Source organism: Leucobacter sp. WKLB1 (genome assembly GCF_059696215.1).
This window is the reverse complement of sequence record NZ_AP046115.1, coordinates 3387029-3407311: the sequence shown is the minus strand read 5'-3', so window position 1 is coordinate 3407311 and position 20283 is coordinate 3387029. Positions and strand designations below refer to the sequence as shown.

Here is a 20283-nt window from a genome sequence, read left to right as displayed (position 1 = left end):
CGCCCGCCGCTGGCGGGTGGGGTTCGTGTGGCATGCCATGACGCAGACGAAGAACGAAAGGAACGGAGGTGATGCTCGATGACTGACGCAGAGACGCGGGGTCAGCAGCCGCCCGTGATCGAGGCCATTGACGTGGTGAAGCGATTCGGTGGAGCGACCGCGGTCGACACCGTGTCGGCGGCCGTGCGACCGGGAGAAATTCACGCGGTCGTGGGTGAGAACGGTGCCGGGAAGTCGACGCTGATGCGCATGCTTGCCGGTGTGCTCACCCCCGACGCCGGCGAGATTCGCGTGGGCGGTGAGCGTCTCGCGAGCACTCCGCGCGCAGCGATCGACGCTGGCGTGGCGCTCGTGCACCAGGAGCTCAGCCTGGTTCCCGAGATGACGGTTGCCGAGAACATCGTGCTCGGGTCGACGCCCACGCGTGCGGGGTTCATCAGCCGCCGCAAGATGCACTCGCTGGCGAGCGCGGCGCTCGCCGAGATCGGTGTCGAGGTCGACCTCGATGAACGGATCGCGCGGCTTTCGATGTCGCTGCGCCAGTTCGTCGAGATCGCTCGCGCGGTGGCCCGCAAGCCTCGCGTGCTGATCTTGGACGAGCCGACCGCCACCCTGACTCCGGCAGAGACCGACTATCTGCTCGATATGCTGCAGCGCCTTGCGCACGGTGGCATGGCGATCATCTACATCTCGCACCGCATCCCCGAGGTGTTCCGCATTTGCGACGAGGTCACGATTCTGCGCGACGGTCGGTTCATCGACTGCGTCAGGATCTCGGAGACGTCGCCCGACGCCATCGTCGATGCGATGGTCGGCCGCGAGCTAGCGAAAGACATGGGCGTTCGTCGCGTCGCGAACCCCGGGGCGGTGGTACTCGAGGCCCGCGACATTCGAGCGAAGAAGGTGCACGGCATCGACATGCAAGTACGCGCCGGTGAAATCATCGGCTTGGGCGGACTCGTGGGCGCTGGCCGCACCGAGCTGGTGCGGGCCATCATCGGTGCGGACCCGCGCACTTCGGGCTCCGTCACGATGACGGTGAATGGGCGCACGCGCGCGATCGGCGGCTATCGCTCCGCTGTCCAAGCCGGAATCGGCTACGTCCCCGAGGAGCGTCGCACCGATGGCGCTGCGCTGACGATGACCGTGCAAGACAACATCGCACTGCCGCACCGCTGGGCGTTGGCTCCCGGTGGAGTGACCAGCGTGCGCAAGACCACAGAGTACGCCCGGCGGCTCGCATCAGAGGTCGGCCTGCGGCCGCCTCGCATTGACGCCGAGGTGGGCTCGTTCTCCGGGGGTAACCAGCAGAAGGTGGTGATCGCGAAGTGGTTGGGTCGGGAGCCCGACCTCATCATCCTTGATGAACCCACGCGCGGCGTCGACGTCGGCGCGAAGGCGGAGATCCACCGCCTGGTGCGCGCGCTCGCCGACCGCGGAGCGGCGGTGCTCATCGTAAGTTCCGATCTCCCCGAACTGCTGGAGCTCTCGGACCACATTCACGTCATTAGGGACGGCAAGATTGCCGGCTCGTTGACTCAGGACGAGGCGACCGAGCGGGCAGTGATGTCGTTGGCCTCAGGAGGACAGGCGGTGCAGGCATGACGCGGCAACCCACTCACACACAGCTCGTCTCCGTCGGCGATGAGCCCGTCGCTGCAGCAGCGGCCCCGCAGCGCGGTCGAGCCCTGCTGTGGGTTTCCGAGCGCGGCGTGGTCGTGGTGACGATCCTGCTGATCGTGTTCGCGCTGATCTTCGTAGATGGCTTCGCATCCACGGCGAACATCACCGACGTCTTCTATCGCGCTGCCCCCATCGGCATCGTCGCCCTCGGTATGACGTTTGTCGTGGTGAGCGGCAACTACCTCGACCTCTCGATCGTTGCGCAGATCGCGACCGCGGCCGTCATCCTTATCGGCGTGAGTAACCAGTACGGCATTCCGGTCGCGATTCTCGCCGCCTTGGCCGTCGCGCTGCTGTACGGCGTGGTCAACGGACTCGCCGTGGGCTTTTTCAAAGCCAATGCCGTCATCGTCACGCTGTCGACCACGTTCGTCGGGCTGGGCATCTTGCGCTGGCTCTCGGGCGGCAGCATCGTGTTCGGGCCCGAGGACGGCCCGATCCGGGCCTTCGGCCAGGCGAAGCTGGGGCCGATCCCGCTGTCGGCGCTCGCGTTGATCCTCATCGCGGTGCTGCTGTGGTTTGTCATGAGTCGCACCCCGTTCGGATTTTCGGTGCGTGCCTATGGATCGAACAAGGAGGCCACGCGTCTCGCAGGCGTGCGCACCGACGCGGTCGTGATCGGGGCGTTCCTCATCACGTCGATCGCCGCGATGCTGGCCGGGTTCACCCTGGCGGCGTTCTCGAATACCGCGGTCTCGTCGATGTCTGACGGCTACGACTTCCGGGCGCTGGCCGCCATCATCATCGGAGGCACGAGCGTCTTCGGCGGCAAGGGCAGCGTGCTGCGCACCCTCTTGGGTGTCGTGTTCGTGAGCGTCCTCACCAATGTCCTGGTGCTGTCGGGCATCGGGTTCGGATTCCAGCAGATGGCGATTGGCGCATTGATCGTCATCGCGGTCTCCATCGACGTACTCGCGCGAAGGGCGGCGAAGCGATGACTCAGACCATCAGACTCGATACGGCACCGGAGGGTGCATTCGGGAAGCTGCGCACGTTGATCGCGCGCCGCACCGAGGGGCGTGCCGTGGTGCTACTGATCGTGGTGGCCATCTTCGCCGCGACCACCGCTCCCGTCGTGTTCACGTCGTACCAGGTGACGCTGGGACGTGTGGCACTGATCGGCCTCGTCGCCCTGGGGCTCACGACCGTGATTCTGCTCGGCGAACTCGACCTGAGCGTCGCGAGCACCCTCGCGCTGTCGGGCGTCGTGATGGCTTCGGCACCGAACATCGGGTGGGGGATCGCGGCGGCGTTGGCGGTGGGGCTTCTGGTGGGCGCCATCAACGCGTTCTTCGTCATCGTCGTCGGCATCAACTCGTTTATTGCCACGCTGGGCATGCTGTTCGCGCTCCGCGGTCTCGCATTCGTGCTGTCGAACGAGGAGCCGATGCGCGTCGCAGACATCGACTTCGGGCTCGTCTTCGGGGCGCCGGTCATCGGGCCGCTGACGCCGCGCGTGCTGCTCTTCTTCCTCGCGTTCATTTTGCTACAGGTGTTCCTCACCCGCACCCGCGCCGGGCGTGAGTTCTACGCCGTGGGCGGCAACCGGCAGGCCGCGGTCGACGCGGGCATCCCGGTGCGTCGCCGACTCGTCACCGGGTTCATGATCTCCGGGTTCGTGGCGGCCCTCGCCGGCGTGATTAACACTCTGGAGCGCACCGCAGCAGACCCGACCGCGGGTTCGTCGGTGCTGCTCGCAAGTATCGCGGCGGCGATCATCGGCGGCGTGCTGCTGAACGGTGGTCGCGGTTCGGTGCTGGGGACGCTGATCGGGGCGTTCTCGCTCGGCATGCTGCAGGTCACGTTCACGCTGACCGGCGTGCAGGTCGACATTCAAGACATCTTCGTCGGCGCGATCCTGCTCATCGCCGTCATCACGGACCCCGCGAGCCTGCGTGCCGCGTTCAGCATGTTGCGCCAATCCCTCTTCGGCCGCCGTGCCGCGGTTCAGGCCGCGTCATCGAGCTCAGGCTGATCCTCAACGTGTCACTCCCAACCATCCACTCCGCATTACTACGAAAGAAGCACACTATGCGCGCACAACGAGCACTGGCGCTCACCGCAGCATCTGCTGCCGCACTCATCGCCCTCAGCGGCTGTTCCGCCACGAGCACCGGCGGTTCGGGGTCCGAGGGCGGTGACCAGACATACAACGTGTACGCCCTCCTGCCGCAGGGCACGGATCAGCCATACGGCACGACCTACCTGCCAGCGCTGCAGAGCAAGGCGGACGAACTGGGCCTGAAGCTCACCATTACGAACTCGAAGTACGACGCCGACCAGCAGGCCAGCGAGTGCGAGGTTGCAGTCGCCGCGCAGCCGAACGCCATCATTCTATGGCCCGCCGTCGGCGACACGGTGCGTCCGTGCCTCGCAGCCGCGCAGGCCGCCGGCATTCCCGTGACCATCACGAACTCGAACGTCAACAAGGAAGACCAGGCCTTCACCGCCGGTTTCTCGGGGCCCGACACGTACGGGCAGGGCGCTGCATCCGCTGAGATCATGTGCGACATTGTCGACGGCAAGGACGTCGGCATTCTCATGGTGAACGGGTTGACCGGAAACTCGACGGCGACCACGCGCCGCCAGGGCTTCGTGGACACCATTGAGAAGTCGTGCCCCAACGTCAAGGTGCTCGCTGAGCAGCCCGGCGATTGGAACAAGGACGACTCGCAGATCGCCGTCTCCGAGATGCTCACCTCCGTCGGTGCCGACAAGGTGCAGGGCATCTACGCGGCAGACGACACCATGGTCGCCGGTGCGATCGACGCGCTGAAGGCGCGCGGCATCGACCCCAAGCCGCTCTTCATCACGTCGATCGGCAACACCAAGCTCGGCAATCCGCTGGTGGTGTCGGGCGAGCTCGACGGCACGGTGTTCCAGTCGTCGTCCTGGGACGGATCGAACGCCGCAGTCTTGGCCGGCGAGGTGCTCAACGGGGGCAAGGCAGAAGATCTGTTCATGCCGTCCGTCAAGGTGACGCAGGAGAACGCGAGCGATCCGGACGTCGCGCCTGAGTGGTAAACCGCTCTGACTCGGGCCGGGCAGCGGAGGCAGCAGCCTCCCCTGCCCGGCATTGCACCCACCCCTGACAGGAGAAACAGATGTGCGCACCCAGCGCTTCCCTCGACCGTGCGTCAGCCGGCCCCTCCCCGGCGTATGACTGGTCGCGCCCCATCCCGGCGCCGGGTCACGCGGCAGTCGATTACGAAACCCGCGTCGACTTCGACCGGCTGCGACGCTACCGTCTCTCGCGCGCACAGGAAGCCCTGCACGCTTCGGGCTGCGGCGCGTTTCTGCTCTTCGACTTCTACAACATCCGCTACACCACGCAGACGTGGATCGGTGGTGCGCTGGGCGACAAGATGATTCGCTACGCGCTCCTCCTCCCCGGCAAAGACCCGATCCTGTGGGACTTCGGGTCGGCGGTGAAGCATCACCAGATGTACTCGCAGTGGACACCGGAAGATCACTACCGCGCGGGGTTCCTCGGGTTCCGAGGAGCCGTCGCGCCCCGCGCCGGACTGATGCGCACGGCCGTCGCCGAGATCAAGTCGATTCTGGCGGCGGAAGGCCTCGCTGACGCCCCCCTCGGCATCGACATCGTCGAACCGCCGTTCCTCTTCGAGCTCGAGCGCCAGGGTATTCGCATCGCCGACGCCCAGCAGCCGATGCTCGACGCGCGTGTCATCAAGTCGATCGACGAAATCTCGCTTCTCAACCAGGCGGCCGCAATGGTCGACGGGGTATACCAGAACATCGTCGACGTGTTGAAGCCTGGGGTCCGTGAGAACGAGATCGTCGCCCTCGCGAACGAGCGCCTCTACGCTATGGGCTCCGAGCAGGTCGAAGCGGTGAATGCGATTTCGGGCGAGCGTTGTAACCCGCACCCGCACAACTTCACCGATCGGGTAATCCGGCCAGGTGATCAAGCGTTCTTCGACATCATTCACTCGTTCAACGGTTACCGCACCTGCTACTACCGCACCTTCAGTGTTGGTTCGGCCACCCAGATTCAGCGCGACGCCTACAAGCAGGCCCGCGAATGGATGGACGCCGCGATTGATGCGATCCGCCCGGGAATCGGCAGCGATGACGTAGCGAAGGTATTGCCGAAGGCTGAAGAATTTGGCTTCGACAACGAGCTCGCCGCCTTCGGGCTGCAGTTCGCGCATGGGCTTGGGCTCGGCCTGCACGAACGACCGATCATCTCTCGACTGAACTCCTTCGAGGATCCGGTGGAGCTGCGTCCCGGCATGGTGTTCGCGATGGAGACCTACTTCCCCGCTTCCGATGGGATTTCAGCAGCCCGCATTGAAGAGGAATTGGTGGTGACGGATACCGGCACGGTGGTTCTGACGAAGTTCCCGGCCCAGGAACTCTTCGTGGCGAACGAGTACTGACGCACTGTCAACTGCCGCACATACTGCAGGCCCCGGTCCTCACCAAGAGGATCGGGGCCTGCAGTGTGTGCAAGGCCTGCGGCACGGCTCCGCGACTAGCTGTACTGACCTCGACCGTTGTTGACGCGATCGATCGGAGATTGGCCCCCGATACCGAGATGGGGCCTGTCCAGGTTGTAATAATCGAGCCAGGCAGTCAACCCTGCCCGGCGATCCTCGTTCGACGCCCACGGCCGCGCGTACGCCCACTCCGTCGCGAGTGTGCGATTCAAGCGTTCGACTTTCCCATTCGTCCACGGGCAATGCGGACGAATGAACCGTTGCGCGATGTTGTGAGCGTCAAGAACACCACGAAACACTGCGGAGTGCCGGTATGCGAAAGCGTTATCGCTGATGACACGCTCGACCCGCACCCCAAGCAACGCATAGAACGCGATCGCACGCTCCAAGACCCCAGCCGCGGTAACACCTTTCTCATCATCGTGGATCTCGGCGTACGCGACACGCGAATGATCATCGATCACGGTATGGACATAGTCGTACCCGTGTCCCCGTTTCCGGTTCGGTCGTTCGCGACGACCGTGTAGCCGCCAACCGCCACCGTCGGGGATGCGGCCGAGTTTCTTGACATCGATATGGATCAACGAGCCTGGATGATCGTGCTCGTATCGGTTCGCGGATCGTCGTTCTGCGCGGATCCGAGTTCCCGTGACGGGATCGATATCGCGCAGCAATGGTTCCCGGTGGCGGCGCAGCACCCGTCCGACCGTCGAGGCGTGCATGCCGAGCTTGCCCGCAATGAAGACCGGGCCGCGGCGGGTCAACTCACGCATGATCCGCACACGAGTCTCCGCGCACGCATTGGTGCGGTTGGGATGCGTGTGCGCGACGCTGGATCGATCTTTCAAGCCCACGATCCCCAACTCACGGAATCGGCGCCACCACCGCCACGCAGTCGTGCGAGAGACCCCCATCTCAGCGGCGACATGCGCGACCGCACGCCCGGACTGGATGCGCTGAATCATGATCAAACGGCCCGCGGGAGCCAGTCGGGCGTTAGCGTGGGACATGAGAAGCCTCCGTGGTTCGAGATGTAGAACTAGACAGCTCCAACTCGACACCGGGGGCTTCTCTTATGTCAACAACGATCCGGGTCAGTACAACTAGCCGCGCCAGACCGACTTCAGGTTGCAGAATTCGCGGATTCCTTCGGCCGAGAGCTCGCGGCCGATGCCTGAATCCTTGACCCCGCCGAATGGCAGTTCGGGGTATGAGATCGACATGCCGTTGACGAACACCGCGCCGGCATCGAGCCCGTTCACGAAGTACTCCTCTTCGTCGGCGTCGCGCGTCCACACCGCGGAGCTCAGTCCGAATGTGGTGTCGTTCGCGAGTTGCAGCGCTTCCTGACGATCGGCGACACGGAAGACGCTCGCCGCAGGCCCGAAGGCCTCTTCGGCGTAGAGGCGCATGTCTCGGGTGACGCCGGTGATCACGGTCGCGGGGTAGAACCAGCCCGGGCGATCGAGGCGCTCGCCACCCGTCGTGATGCGGGCGCCGTGCGCACGCGCGTCGACGACGAGTTCATCGAGGTCTTGCAGGCCGGCCTCGGTCGCGAGCGGCCCGAGTTCGGTCGCCTCGTCCATCGGGTCGCCGATGACGAGCGCGTCCATCGCCGCGGTGAATCGATCGAGGAAGGCTTCGTAGATGTCGGCGTGCACGATCACGCGCTTCGCGTTGATGCACGCCTGACCGTTGTTCGTCGTGCGTGAGGCTACGGCTGTCTGCACTGCGGCGTCGAGATCGGCAGAGGGCATCACGATGAATGGATCGGACCCGCCGAGTTCGAGCACCGCGTGCTTGACCTCGGAGCCGGCGATGCTCGCGACCGAGCGCCCCGCGGGTTCCGAACCGGTGAGCGTTGCGGCGACGACGCGTCGGTCGCGGAGCACCCCCTCGACGCGCGACGCCGGAATCAGCAGCGAACGGAAGCTGCCGCTCGGAAACCCGGCTCGATCGAACAGCGTGTCGAGGTAGATGGCGGCCTGCGGCACGTTCGAGGCGTGCTTGAGCACTCCGGCGTTGCCCGCCATCAGCGCGGGCGCGGCGAAGCGGATCACCTGCCACAGCGGGTAGTTCCAGGGCATCACGGCGAGCACGACGCCGAGCGGCTGGTACCGCGACTCGGCCGAGCTGGCGCCGATGGTCTCGGGGTCGTCGACGGTGCGCGGGCTGAGAAACTCCTCGGCCCGGTCGGCGTAGAAACGCATCCCCTTCGCGCACTTGAGTACCTCGCCGCGGGCCTGTGTGATGGTCTTGCCCATTTCGAGCACCAGCATTTTGGCGGCAGCGTCGAGGTCGGCCTCGAGCAGATCGGCGGCACGGTGCATCCATGCCGCTCGCGCGGCGAAGTCGGTGGTGCGCATCGCGAGATAGGCGGCGTGCGCTTCTGCGATGCGTGCATCGACTTCGGCGTCGGTGTGCGCGGTGAATTCGGCGACGAGTTCGCCGGTGGCGGGGTTGATGGTGGCGATGGCCATTGATGGTGCTCCTTTGCGTTCAGCGGGTCATGCGGAAGCTGCCGGATCGCCCGGAGCTGCGAAGATTTCGGGGTGCTGGGCGAGCTGTCGGCGCGTGCGCCGGATGTGCCCGGCGAGCACGCGCTCGGCCTCGTCGAGGTCGCCGTCGCGCAGCATCTCGATGAGCAGTCGGTGTTCGTCGTCCGCGAGCCGGCGCAGCCGCGGCGTCCACGTCGCCACGTATGCGCGTCGGTAGGGGGCGGTCGTGTTCCAGAGCTTGGTGATGAGTTCGCTGAGCTGCTGCGTATCGGCGTGCGCGTAGCTGGCGAGGTGGAACGCGCGGTCGGCGCGCAAAAAACCGTCGACGTCGCCGCTGGCCGACGCGTCGGCGACTTCGGCAGCCAGGCGTTCGAGCTCGGCGAGGTCGTCGGGAGTGAGATGGGGGGCACTGAAACGCAGCAGGAGCGGCTCGAGCCGTTCGCGCATGAGGTACACCTCTTCGCATTCGGCCGGGGTGAGCCGTGACACCCACGAGCCCGCATTGGGGCGCGTCGTCACCAGGCCCTCGTGCACGAGAATACGGATCGCCTCGCGCACCGGCACTCGGCTCGCGCCGAAACGCTCGGCGAGTTCCTCTTGGCGAATGCGGGCGCCTGGCTGCAGGTCGCCCCCGAGGATGTCGTCGCGAATGCGCCGGGCGATCCGCTCGCCTGCGTCGCCGCCGCGTGCCTGGCCCTGCTCGGCGGTCAGATGCTCGTGAGTGCTGCTCATTCGTTCACCGTAGTTCACGGTTCGGGCTTCCTGGGTCAGCGCTCGGGGTGCGCGGGATGCCAGAGCACGGTGTCGGCGTCACGCTCGTAGGCTTTGCCCCGCGGAAAGCTCACCAGTTCGAACTGCATGCCCCACGGTGAGCGGAAATAGATCCAGTGCTGCCCCTCGGCCGACTGCTTGCTCGCCGTCGGCGATCCCATTACCTCGACGCCCTCGGCTCGCAGATAGGCCACCGCCGCCTCCAGATCATCGACGTAGAACGCCAGGTGATGCCCCCCGATATCGCTGTTGCGCGGTTCGGGCAGCTGACCATCGGCGGATTCGTAGAGGAACACCTCGAAGTTCGTGCCGTGGCCGAGCCGGTAGAACCTGATCTCGGAAATCACGGTGCGCGGGTGCACGCCGATGTGCGAGTGCATCCAATCGTCATCGGCTCGTTTCGCGCCGAGCGTGTAGATCTGCTCGCAGCCGAGGATGTCGACCAGGAATCGGTGCGCCTCTGAGAGGTCGGGCACGGTGAAGCCGATGTGATCGGTGCCGCGCACGCCGGGAATCGGCATGAGTCCTCCTTGAATCGTTCGCTTAATTGTATCCAAATATGCGCCAAATGCGCCAGTATGTGCAAGAAATGCGCCGCAATGGATTGCATTTGTATCCAATCGGGCATATGTTCGTCACGACGATCGACGAACGAATCAACGGAGATGCACATGCCGCGACGCCGCCAACTCGAGACCGGGGTTCCCTGGGTCGAGCTTTCCACGACCGCTGCCGACTGGAAGCGGGCCGATCCCCAGCTGCTCGCCACGATGCTCGGCGAGATGCAGCTCATCCGCACGTTCGAGGAGACCGTGCTCGACTTGGCCGGCGCCGGGCTCGTGCACGGTCCGGCGCATTCGAGCATCGGGCAAGAGGGCGGTGCGGTCGGCTCGATCGTCACCCTGCGGTCAACAGACGGTGTCAACGGTTCGCACCGCGGGCATCATCAGTTCCTCGCGAAGGCCATCACCCATCTCTCGGGTGGTCGGCTCGATCTCGGTGCGCTCGTCGACGGCGACATGCAGGCGATGCTCCAACGAACTCTCGCCGAGATCCTCGGTCTCGCGCAGGGGTTCTCGGGGGGCCGTGGCGGCTCCATGCACCTGCAGTGGCTGGAGGCCGGGGCGCTCGGCACGAACGCGATCGTCGGCGGCGGGGCGCCGCTCGCCGCGGGCAACGCCTGGGCGCAGCACTTCGCCGGTACCGACGACGTCAGTATCAACTACTTCGGCGACGGGTCGAGCCAGATCGGCTCAGTGCTTGAATCGATGAACCTTGCCGCAACGTGGAATACGCCGGTGATGTTCTTCATCGAGAACAACCTCTACGCGGTGTCGACCCACGCCAGTGAAGCCACCGCCGACCCCCGGTTCTCGGTGCGCGGCCAGGGCTTCGCGGTGCCGTCGTGGCGCGTCGACGGCATGGATCCGCTCGCCGTGCACCTGGCCACGCAGGAGGCGCTCGAGCGCATGCGCGGCGGCGAAGGGCCCGCGATCATCGAAGCGGAGGTCTACCGCTTCTTCCACCAGAACGGCCCGTTCCCGGGCAGCGCATTCGGGTACCGCAGCAAGGACGAGGAGCGATCGTGGAAAGATCGTGACCCCATCGCGCTCGTCGCCGCCCAGCTGCAGGAGCTCGGGCACGCGAGTGAAGCCGAAGTCGGTGCGGTGCGCGAGCAGGCGAAGCAGGCGATGGCCGACATCGTGCGCGCCCTGATCGAAGACGACCCGGAGCGCGAGGGCAAGCGTCGCATCGTGCCCGCACTCTGGCCGGACCCGGCCGTCGTGGACACGGGGATCCGCAGCGATGCCGGCGAACTCGCCGAGCTCACCGCGAGCGAGCCGGCCGACATCGGTGGCGAATGGCGCGACGTGAAACTGGTCGATGCGATCGCGCAGACCATTGACCGACGCATGGAACTCGACGACCGCATCGTGGTGCTCGGTGAAGACGTGCACAAGCTCGGCGGGGGCACCAATGGGGCGACGAAGGGCCTGGCCCAGAAGTACGGGCCGCAGCGCGTCGTCGGCACCCCGATTAGCGAGAACGCGTTCTTCGGGTTCGCAACGGGCGCGGCGCTCGACGGGCGCATTCGGCCCATCGTCGAATTCATGTACCCCGACTTCATGTGGGTAGCTGCCGACCAGGTCTTCAATCAGGCGGGCAAGGCGCGTCACATGTTCGGCGACAACAACGACGTGCCGCTGGTGCTGCGCACAAAGGTGGCAATGGGGGTCGGCTACGGATCGCAGCACCTCATGGACCCCGCAGGCATCTTCGCAACGCAGGCCGGGTGGCGCATCGTCGCGGCCTCAAACGCCGCTGACTACGTCGGACTCATGAACGCGGCGCTCGCCCTTGAGGATCCGGTGCTCGTGATCGAGCATGTCGATCTCTATGGCAAGTCCGATCGGGTGCCCGCGGGCGACCTCGACTACGTCATTCCGCCGGGAAACGCGGCGGTGCGTCGCGCAGGATCGGACGTCACCGTGCTCACCTATCTGTCGATGGTCGATCACGCGCTCGAAGCCGTCGAGCAGACCGGCATCGACGCGGAAGTCGTCGATCTGCGCTGGCTCGATCGCGCGTCGATCGACTGGGAGACGATCGGGGAGAGCGTGCGCAAGACCAACGCCGTGTTGATCGTCGAGCAGGGGGCGCGCGGTTCGTCGTACGGCGCGTGGCTCGCCGACGAGATTCAGCGCCGATTCTTCGACTGGCTCGACCAGCCCATCGAGCGCGTCACCGGCGGTGAGGCCAGCCCGAGCATCTCGAAAGTGTTGGAGCGGGCGGCGATCGCCGGGACCGAGGAAGTGGTTGCGGGCCTGGAGCAGGTGCGCGCTGCCTGGGGAGGAAAGTAATGGCCATCATCGTGCGCATGCCCGAGATCGCGACCGGCTCGGCCGAGGCCGCGATCGCCGGGTGGCTCGTCGCCCCCGGCGATGAGATTCAGGCGGGTCAGGCGATCGTCGAGATCGAGACCGAGAAGGCGACGGTCGAGTACGAGGTCGAAGACGGCGGCGTCTTCGCCGGCACGCTTCTCGACGCCGGCGCCGCGGCGAACGTCGGCACGCCCATCGCCGTGCTTGCCACCGGGGGGCAGACAATCGAGAGTGCGCTTGCGGAGGCCGGCGGCCCGGCCTCGGCGAATGCGGGATCGGCGTCGGCTGATCCGGCACCCGAACCCACCACAGCGACCGAGTCTCGACCCGCCACGGCACCTGAACCCGCGGGCGGCGCGATCGACGTGATCGAAGCGGATGCAGCGCTCGGGGTGCAGGCGGGCGAGCGTCGGTTCGCGAGCCCGCTCGTGCGCAAGCTGGCGCGGGAGCGCGGCCTCGACCTGTCGAACGTGCGGGGCAGCGGGCCGCACGGCCGCATCGTGCGCCGCGACCTCGATGGGCTCGAGGCGGTGGCTCCCGTCGCGGCATCCAGCGAAGGCACGAACATGGCAGTGCCGACGACGGCACCGGCAGGCTCGTCCACGCCGCCCTCGGCGCCCGCCAAGTCCGCTCCGCCGGCTTCCGGTACCGGCAGCGCGTCTTACACCGACGAGCCGCACACCGGCATGCGCCGAGCGATCGCGCGGCGGCTCACCGAGAGCAAGAGCACGGTGCCGCACTTCTACCTCGTCGCCGATTGCCGGGTCGATGCGCTGCTCGCGCTGCGTGCCCAGATCAACGAGCTCGAGGGCACGAAGGTCTCGGTCAACGACTTCGTCGTGAAAGCGGTCGCGGGGGCCTTGCGTGATGTGCCGGGCGCAAATGCGATCTGGACCGACGACGCGACCCGCCGTTTCGACGGCGTCGACATCTCGGTTGCGGTCTCGGTGCCCGGAGGGCTGTTGACCCCGGTCGTGCGCGGCGTCGAGACGCTGTCGCTCGGCGCGCTCAGCGCTGCGATCAAGGATCTTGCGGGCCGCGCTCGTGATGGCAAACTGAAGCAGCACGAGCTTGAGGGCGGATCGTTCTCAGTGTCGAACCTGGGAATGTATGGCACGACGCAGTTCTCTGCGATTCTGAACCCGCCGCAGTCGGGCATTCTCGCGGTCGGAGCGGCCACGCGGCGGCCCGTGGTCGAGCCCGATGGGTCGCTCGGCGTCGCCACGGTGATGACGGTCACGCTCTCGGCGGATCACCGGGTGCTCGATGGGGCGCTCGCCGCAGAGTGGCTCGCCGCGTTCCAACGCCGCATCGAGCAGCCGATGAGTATTCTCGTCTCGTAACCCACGGAAGGGGCCGCAATGCCGACACTGCTGCAGCTCGACGGAGCTATCGCCGATGAAGCCTCGCGCACCCGCGCGCTGACTCGGGCCGTTGCCGATGCATGGACGGCGCGGGGTGACGAGTTCACGGTCGTGCATCGCGATCTCCACCTCGATCCGCCGCCGCACCTCGCCCAGCGCGCGCAGCACTGGCCCGAGTCGCTGAGGGGCGGTGCCGCGCTGGCGCCGCCGATGCAGTCGCTGCAGGATCACCTCATCTCCGAACTGCTCGCCGCCGATGCGGTGGTGATCGGTGCGCCGATGTACAACTACGCGATGCCGTCGACGCTGAAGGCGTGGATCGATCTGGTGCACGTGCCCGGCGTGACCTCATCGTGGGCAGACTCGGTGCTGCCGCTCGCCGGCCGTCCGGCGATCATCGCGACCGCGCAGGGCGGGCCGCTCGAGCCGGGGGTCGAGGACTTCGTGACGAAGCCGCTCGCCCACCTCTTCGGCGCGGCGTTCGGCATGGAAGTTCACGTCCTCGGCACGAGCCGCACGCTCGCGGAGATGATCCCCGAACTCGGCCCCGACTGGGCCGCCGCCGATTTCGCGCGCGCTCGCGGCGAAGCTTCGGCGCTGGGCGCGTCAGTCTGATTTCGCGGATCGGGGTAACTTTGCGCAGGTGTAGGCGTCCCATCCGGGCCCAACACTGGTCCGAAGTTACCCCGATCCGCAGAAGCGGGTGGGTTCAGCGGCACGGGCGGCACGAGCCGCGCTGAGCGGCGCGGCAACGGCGCCGCGGCTCAGCCGCGCAACAGTACTCAGCCGATCGGCTCCGTGACGGCGAAGAGCAGTTCGCCGATCTGGTGGGGCAGGGCCGCGATGCCGCGCGGGTGATCCTCGCCCTCGAGCACGGTGATGCGGATCGCCCGATCGCACATGCCGTCGATGATCTCGGTGGTGCGGTCGGCGGGAAAGATGAAGCGGCGACCCGCAGCGGCGATGGCGACCTCGACGAGCGCGGCGAAGCTCGCGGTGGCCCGGTCGAGCAGTGCGATGTAGCCGGGGGCGATCTCGGGATCGCGCATCGCGAGCAGTGCGAACTCGTTTTCGAGCACGAACCACTGCGGAGCGTGCTGTTCGGGGGCGATGAAGCGGGTGATGTATTCGGCGGCCTGCTCGGCGTCGATGTTGCCCTGCAACTGCTCGAGTGCCGGGGTGAGTTCGGCAATGGTGGCTTCGACCTCGACGACGCGACGGTCGAACTCGCGCTCGAGGAGAGCGAGGAAGAGCTGCTCTTTTGATGAGAAGTTCGAGTAGAAGGCGCCGCGCGAGAACCCGGCTCGGGCGCACACCTGCTCGACTGATGATGCCTGCACGCCGACTTCGGCGAAGACGTCGACGGCGGCGTCGAGCAAGCGCGTGCGCGTTTCGCGGCGGCGCGCGGTGGGTGCGTCGTGCGGGGCGGTGCTCATCGCGTCGCGCTCCTTCCGTCGGGTGGTCTCAGCATGCCGAGCATAGCCTGAGCGAATTCTGCATACATCAGTGTATCGAATCGGATACACTCGTGTATCGAACGCTCGATACACCCCTGTATCGGCACCGCGCGACGAAGCACGGCGGCTTCTCCGCGCAGCCGTCGTGCGTCTCGGGCGCCGCCGCGACGAAAGGCATCACCCGTATGTCCACACTGCTGCACGCGATCGGCCTGTGGGCCACTCGCGCCAAGTGGCTCGTGCTCGCGCTCTGGATCGCCGTGCTCGCCGTGCTCGGCGTCGGCGCGGGGCTGTTCTCGCAGGGCGCCAACGCCCCGATCACCATCCCCGGCACCGAGTCGCAGGAGGCGATCGACACGCTTTCGCGCACCTTTCCCGAGGTGAGCGGAACGAGCGCGACGATCATCGTGGTCGCGCCCGACGGCGACCGCGTCGACGCAGCGCCGTACGAGCAGGCGATCACGGATGCCGCCGATGAACTCGAGGGGCTGCCCGACGTCAACGCGGTGTCGTACCCGTTTGCCGAGCAGGCGGCCGCGGGCCTCAGCGACGACGGTCGAGCCGCGCTGCTCACTATTCAGATCGCCGATGCGCAGAGCGACGTGCCCGATGCCACGAAGGAGGGCATCCAGAGCGTCACCGGTGAGCTGCAGGATCACCTGCCCGCCGGCACCCAGGTCTCGTACGGTGGCGACGTCTTCTCCGTCTCGATTCCCGGCTTCACCGCCACCGAGGCGATCGGCGTCGTCGTCGCCTTCATCGTGCTGCTGTTCACGCTGGGTTCGCTTGTCGCAGCCGGCATGCCGCTGATCATCGCGATCCTGGGCGTCGGCGTCACCATCGCGGGCCTCTTCATCACGACGGCGTTCGCCGAGATGACCTCGACCACGCCGATGCTCGCCCTGATGCTCGGGCTCGCCGTCGGCATCGACTACACCCTCTTCATCGTGAGCCGGCATCAAGAGCAACTCCGCTCGGGCCTCGGCGTCACCGAATCGATCGCGCGCGCAACCGCGACCAGCGGCTCAGCCGTGGTGTTCGCCGGCCTGACCGTGATCATCGCCCTGCTCGGCCTCTCGGTCGCGGGCATCCCGTTCCTCACCGCGCTCGGCGTCGCCGCGGCTGCCGGTGTCGCCGTTGCGGTGCTCATCGGCGTTACGCTCACCCCGGCCATTCTCGCGATGGCGGGCATGCGCATTCTGCCGAAGAAGCAGCGCGCTGCGCTCGCGGCGGGCGAGACGATCGAGAAGCCGGTGCGCGCTGCTCACCGGCCGACCCGTGCAGACCGCTTCTTCAGCGGGTGGGTGCGCGGCGTCACGGCGAAGCCCGTCGCAACGATCCTGGCTGTGCTCGTCGTGCTGGGTGTCGCCGCGATTCCGATGACGCAGCTGCGCCTGGCGCTCCCCGGCGCCGAGACGCTCGAAGAGACCGACCCGGCGCGTATCACCTACGAACTCACCGGTGAGCACTTCGGGGAGGGGGCCAACGGTCCCCTGATCCTCACCGGATCGATCATCACGAGCGACGACCCGCTCGGGCTCATGGACGACCTCGCCGACGAGGTTCGCGCGATCCCGGGCGTCGCCGATGTGCCGCTCGCGACCCCGAACCAGAACGCCGATACCGGCATCATCCAGGTCACTCCCGAGGAGGGGCCGCAGGCCGAGAGCACATCGGCGCTCGTTGCCGAACTGCGCGCGCACCACGACGAGTGGCTCGAGAAGTACGGCGTCAGCCTCGCGGTGACCGGCTTCACGGCGGTCGGCATCGACGTGTCGAACCTGCTGGGCGAGGCACTGCTGCCCTTCGGCATCTTGGTGGTGGGGCTCTCGCTGATCCTGCTCGCCATGGTCTTCCGCTCCGTGTGGGTGCCGATCAAGGCGACCCTCGGGTACCTGCTCTCGGTGGGGGTCGCGTTCGGCGCGGTCGTCGCGGTGTTCCAGTGGGGCTGGCTCGGCGACGCGCTCAACGTGCACGCGACCGGCCCGGTGCTGAGCTTCATGCCGATCATTCTGATGGGCGTGCTGTTCGGGCTCGCGATGGACTACGAGGTGTTCCTGGTGTCGCGCATTCGTGAGGAATACGTGCACGGCGCCGACGCGCAGACTGCGATTCGCCGCGGGTTCGTGGGCAGCGCCAAGGTGGTGACCGCTGCGGCCCTCATCATGTTCGCCGTGTTCGCGGCCTTCGTTCCCGAGGGCGACCCGAGTATCAAGGTGATCGCGCTCGGACTCGCCGTCGGCGTCGCCGTCGACGCGTTCATCGTGCGCATGACGCTCGTGCCCGCCGTGCTCGCGCTGCTCGGCGATCGCGCGTGGCGCATGCCGCGCTGGCTCAGCCGCGTGCTGCCGTCGTTCGACGTCGAAGGCGAGGGGCTCGCGCGCGAGATCGCGCACGCCGAGTGGCCCGCCGACCAGCCGCAGGCGCGTGTCGCGGCAGACGGCCTGCTGCTGCCCGGCAGCATCGCCGTGCCCGATCTGCGCGTCGCCGGCGGTCAGGCGCTGCTGCTCGACCCGCGCGATGCGCGCACCCCGGGCATGGCGGCTCTCGCGCTGCCGCTCGCCGAAGCCCTCACCGGGCGCGGTGCGATCGTCACGGGCACCGTGAAGGTCGCCGGGCTGCTGCTGCCCGAGCGCGCCGCGTCGCTGCGGGCGCGATCGGCGTGGGCGACCCCCGCCACGCTGCGCTCTGCGCTGCAGGATCGCCCAGCCGTGCTCGTGCTCGACCTTCGAGAGGCGGGCGAAGCCGTCGTGCCGCTGCCGGTCGTCGACGGCATGCGATCAGCGCTCGCGGCGCAGTTCGCGTCGGCCGCTCGAGGCGTGGTGCCCGAGGTCACCGTGGTGGTGGTCGGCGAGGCCGCGTTGGCCGAGCGCGTGCTGCCCGCGGGGGTGGAACTGGTGCGACCGGGTGATCCCGCGCCGCCCGTGGGTGCTGCGCGAACCGCTGCGCAGACCGCCACCGCCGACCTGTCGAGTACCGCCTCGCTCAGCACTGCCACCGAAGGGACCGCACGATGACCGCCGCACTCACCCGGTTGAAGACCGACCGCCCGGTGCGCTGGACGACGCTGCTCGGCATTCTGCTCGTGCCGCTCACCGTCGCCGGCGTGCTGCTCTGGGGGCTGTGGAACCCGACCGATCGCCTCGAAAACGTCACCGCCGCGGTGGTGAACCTCGACGAGGCGGTCGAGCTCGACGGGCAGACCGTGCCGCTCGGGCGCGTGCTCGCCGGTGAGCTGATTGGCGAGGCGGGCTCTGGCGCTGCTGCTGCTGCTGCGGGCTCTGACTCCGATGCCACCAACTTCACGTGGGTGCTCACCGACGCCGATGACGCTGAGGCCGGGGTCGCCGACGGGCGGTACGCGACGGTCGTCACCATTCCGAAGAGCTTCTCGGCCGACGCCACCTCGCTCTCGGGCGACCCGACCGACGCGACGCAGGCGCGCATCGATGTGACCGAGAGTCACCGCGGCCGCCTCATCGACACGGCGCTCTCGAACATCGTGACCCAGACCGCGACGCGAGTGCTGAACGAGCAGCTCGGCGAGCAGTTCATCGACGGCGTGTACGTCGGCTTCAACACCCTCGGCGACGGGATTACCGATGCCGCAGACGGTGCCGCCCAGCTCGCCACCGGCACCACCTCGCTCACCGACGGAGCGAAGCAGCTCGACGACGGGGCCACGCAACTGGCCGACGGTACGCAGCAGCTCTCCGACGGTACGCAGCAGCTGGCCACCGGAGCGGGCACGCTGTCGTCGGGCGCCGGCGAGCTGTCGTCGGGCGTCGGGCAGTACGTCGCCGGGGCGCAGCAGCTGGCCGACGCGTACCCGCAGTTGCAGGCCGGGGCGACCGCCGTGGTGCAGCAGCTGCAGGGCGTCATCGCGGGCCTGGGCCAGATGCAGGCGGCGACCGAGGAGCCCACCGTGCAACTGCAGAACGGTCTCACGTCTGCGGGGGCCAGTGTGCAATCGTTGGTCGGCGATATCGAGCCCATCGTGACGCAGTGCATCACTGAAACCGGCAATCTCGTCTACTGTCAGGGGCTTGGTCAACAGTTGACGGGTCACGCCGAGGCCATTGGTGCGGGCGTGACGACGGCGGGGGACGGGGCCAAAGGCTTGTCGACGGTGCTGCAGGGTGCTTCCGACCAGATGGACGGGGCTTCCGCGGCAGACGCGAGCGCCCAGCTCGACCAGCTCACCGCCGGGCTTGACCAGTTCGGCACCGGCATCAGTCAGCTCGCCGCGCAGGGCGGCCAGCTCACTTCGGGCGCCGCCCAGCTCGCCGACGGTGCGTCTCAGCTGAGCGCGGGAACGTCCGAGCTCGCGGCCAACGCGCCGCAGCTCGCCGACGGTGCGACCCAGCTCGCCGAAGGCACCTCCGAGCTCGCCGATGGCAGCGCAAAACTCGCCGACGGTGCCGGCGACCTCGCGAGCGGACTCGACACGGCCGCCGACCAGGTGCCGACCACGACCGACGCCGAGCGCGAGCAGCTCGCGAAGACGGCGGCGACCCCGGTGACCGCCGAGGGCGGTAGTGACGAACTCTTCAACGCGTCAGGAGTGCCGCTGTTTGCCGGCATCGCGCTCTGGGCGGGGGCCCTCGCGGCCTTCTTGGTGCTCGCGCCGCTGTGGCGCCGCACCCGCGACGCCGCGCGCGGAGTCGGATACATCACGCTGCGCAGCGCACTGCCGGCGCTCGCGCTCGGCGCGGTGCAGGGCGCGCTCGCAGGCATCGTGCTGCCGATCGCGCTCGGCTACGACCTCGGTCAGGGTGCCCGGTTCTTCGGGTTCGCGCTGCTCGCCGGCATCGCGTTCGCCCTCATGGTGCAGGGACTCTCGGCGCTGCTCGGCGGGTTCGGGCGCTTCATCGCGTTCGCGCTGCTCGTCGTCGCCTTCGCCGTGGGCATTGTTTCGACCGTGCCGGGCGCGCTCGCCGCAGTCGGAGACTTCAGCCCGCTCGGATCGGCGCTCTCGGGATTCCAGTCGATCGCGACGGGCGGCGGCTCGGCAGGCGGGGCCGCGGTGATCCTGACCCTGTGGGGGGCGCTCGGCCTCGTGTTCACGGCGTTCGCCGTGATGCGGGCTCGTCGCGCCCGGTAGCGGGGCGGCGTCGTGCTCGCGCACTTGCGCACCGGGGTCGCTTTCGGAGGGTTGTGAGGTC

General features: G+C 67.5%; 15 protein-coding genes. 10 read left to right on the top strand and 5 right to left on the bottom strand.

The features are described from left to right. Positions 1-78 precede the first annotated feature (78 nt). The 5 genes from ACZF5Y_RS15655 (at position 79) to ACZF5Y_RS15635 (ending at position 6086) form a co-directional block, all read left to right on the top strand. A complete protein-coding gene (locus ACZF5Y_RS15655) occupies positions 79-1605 on the top strand; it encodes a sugar ABC transporter ATP-binding protein (RefSeq protein WP_497533646.1) in 1527 nt (508 codons plus the stop codon). Next, the gene (locus tag ACZF5Y_RS15650) at positions 1602-2621 is read left to right on the top strand and encodes an ABC transporter permease (RefSeq protein ID WP_497533645.1); all 1020 of its coding nucleotides are present in this window, start codon (positions 1602-1604) and stop codon (positions 2619-2621) included. The genes ACZF5Y_RS15655 and ACZF5Y_RS15650 overlap by 4 nt, the downstream gene beginning before the upstream one ends. Continuing rightward, entirely contained in the window at positions 2618-3658 is a 1041-nt protein-coding gene (locus ACZF5Y_RS15645) for an ABC transporter permease (RefSeq protein ID WP_497533644.1), read from the top strand. Before ACZF5Y_RS15650 ends, ACZF5Y_RS15645 begins: the two co-directional genes overlap by 4 nt. Positions 3659-3714: 56 nt before the next feature. Continuing rightward, positions 3715-4707 (top strand): sugar ABC transporter substrate-binding protein, encoded by a 993-nt coding sequence (locus ACZF5Y_RS15640; RefSeq protein ID WP_497533643.1) that lies wholly within the window; start codon positions 3715-3717, stop codon positions 4705-4707. 80 nt (positions 4708-4787) lie between these two features. Continuing rightward, a complete protein-coding gene (locus ACZF5Y_RS15635) occupies positions 4788-6086 on the top strand; it encodes a M24 family metallopeptidase (protein ID WP_497533642.1) in 1299 nt (432 codons plus the stop codon). Positions 6087-6181: 95 nt separating this feature from the next. On the opposite strand, the gene ACZF5Y_RS15630 is transcribed toward ACZF5Y_RS15635, so the two are convergent. From ACZF5Y_RS15630 to ACZF5Y_RS15615, 4 genes are all read right to left on the bottom strand, one after another. Next, the gene (locus ACZF5Y_RS15630) at positions 6182-7156 is read right to left on the bottom strand and encodes an IS481 family transposase (protein ID WP_497532199.1); all 975 of its coding nucleotides are present in this window, start codon (positions 7154-7156) and stop codon (positions 6182-6184) included. A gap of 93 nt (positions 7157-7249) precedes the next feature. After that, positions 7250-8626 carry an NADP-dependent succinic semialdehyde dehydrogenase gene (locus tag ACZF5Y_RS15625; RefSeq protein ID WP_497533641.1) on the bottom strand — a complete coding sequence of 459 codons (1377 nt, stop codon included), beginning with the start codon at positions 8624-8626 and terminating at the stop codon, positions 7250-7252. A 27-nt stretch (positions 8627-8653) separates the two neighbouring features. Continuing rightward, positions 8654-9376, bottom strand: coding sequence for a GntR family transcriptional regulator (locus ACZF5Y_RS15620; RefSeq protein WP_497533640.1), 723 nt, complete (start codon positions 9374-9376; stop codon positions 8654-8656). Positions 9377-9411: 35 nt separating this feature from the next. Continuing rightward, on the bottom strand, positions 9412-9936 hold the full coding sequence (locus ACZF5Y_RS15615; protein ID WP_497533639.1) for a VOC family protein: 525 nt from the start codon (positions 9934-9936) through the stop codon (positions 9412-9414). A gap of 150 nt (positions 9937-10086) precedes the next feature. Between ACZF5Y_RS15615 and ACZF5Y_RS15610 the strand changes: the two genes are divergently transcribed. From ACZF5Y_RS15610 to ACZF5Y_RS15600, 3 genes are read left to right on the top strand one after another with little or no spacing between them, the layout of a single operon-like run. Further along, a complete protein-coding gene (locus ACZF5Y_RS15610; protein WP_497533638.1) occupies positions 10087-12276 on the top strand; it encodes a thiamine pyrophosphate-dependent enzyme in 2190 nt (729 codons plus the stop codon). Then, positions 12276-13640: a 2-oxo acid dehydrogenase subunit E2 gene (locus ACZF5Y_RS15605; RefSeq protein WP_497533637.1), complete on the top strand. Its 1365-nt coding sequence runs from the start codon at positions 12276-12278 to the stop codon at positions 13638-13640. The genes ACZF5Y_RS15610 and ACZF5Y_RS15605 overlap by 1 nt, the downstream gene beginning before the upstream one ends. An 18-nt stretch (positions 13641-13658) precedes the next feature. After that, a complete protein-coding gene (locus ACZF5Y_RS15600; RefSeq protein ID WP_497533636.1) occupies positions 13659-14276 on the top strand; it encodes an FMN-dependent NADH-azoreductase in 618 nt (205 codons plus the stop codon). Between the two features lie 167 nt (positions 14277-14443). On the opposite strand, the gene ACZF5Y_RS15595 is transcribed toward ACZF5Y_RS15600, so the two are convergent. Then, complete coding sequence (locus tag ACZF5Y_RS15595) at positions 14444-15097, bottom strand: TetR/AcrR family transcriptional regulator (RefSeq protein WP_497533635.1); 654 nt, start codon at positions 15095-15097, stop codon at positions 14444-14446. A 206-nt stretch (positions 15098-15303) separates the two neighbouring features. Between ACZF5Y_RS15595 and ACZF5Y_RS15590 the strand changes: the two genes are divergently transcribed. Together ACZF5Y_RS15590 and ACZF5Y_RS15585 are read left to right on the top strand one after the other, a co-directional pair. After that, entirely contained in the window at positions 15304-18135 is a 2832-nt protein-coding gene (locus tag ACZF5Y_RS15590; RefSeq protein ID WP_497535349.1) for an MMPL family transporter, read from the top strand. Then, entirely contained in the window at positions 18132-20222 is a 2091-nt protein-coding gene (locus ACZF5Y_RS15585; RefSeq protein ID WP_497533634.1) for a YhgE/Pip family protein, read from the top strand. Before ACZF5Y_RS15590 ends, ACZF5Y_RS15585 begins: the two co-directional genes overlap by 4 nt. Positions 20223-20283 lie beyond the last annotated feature (61 nt).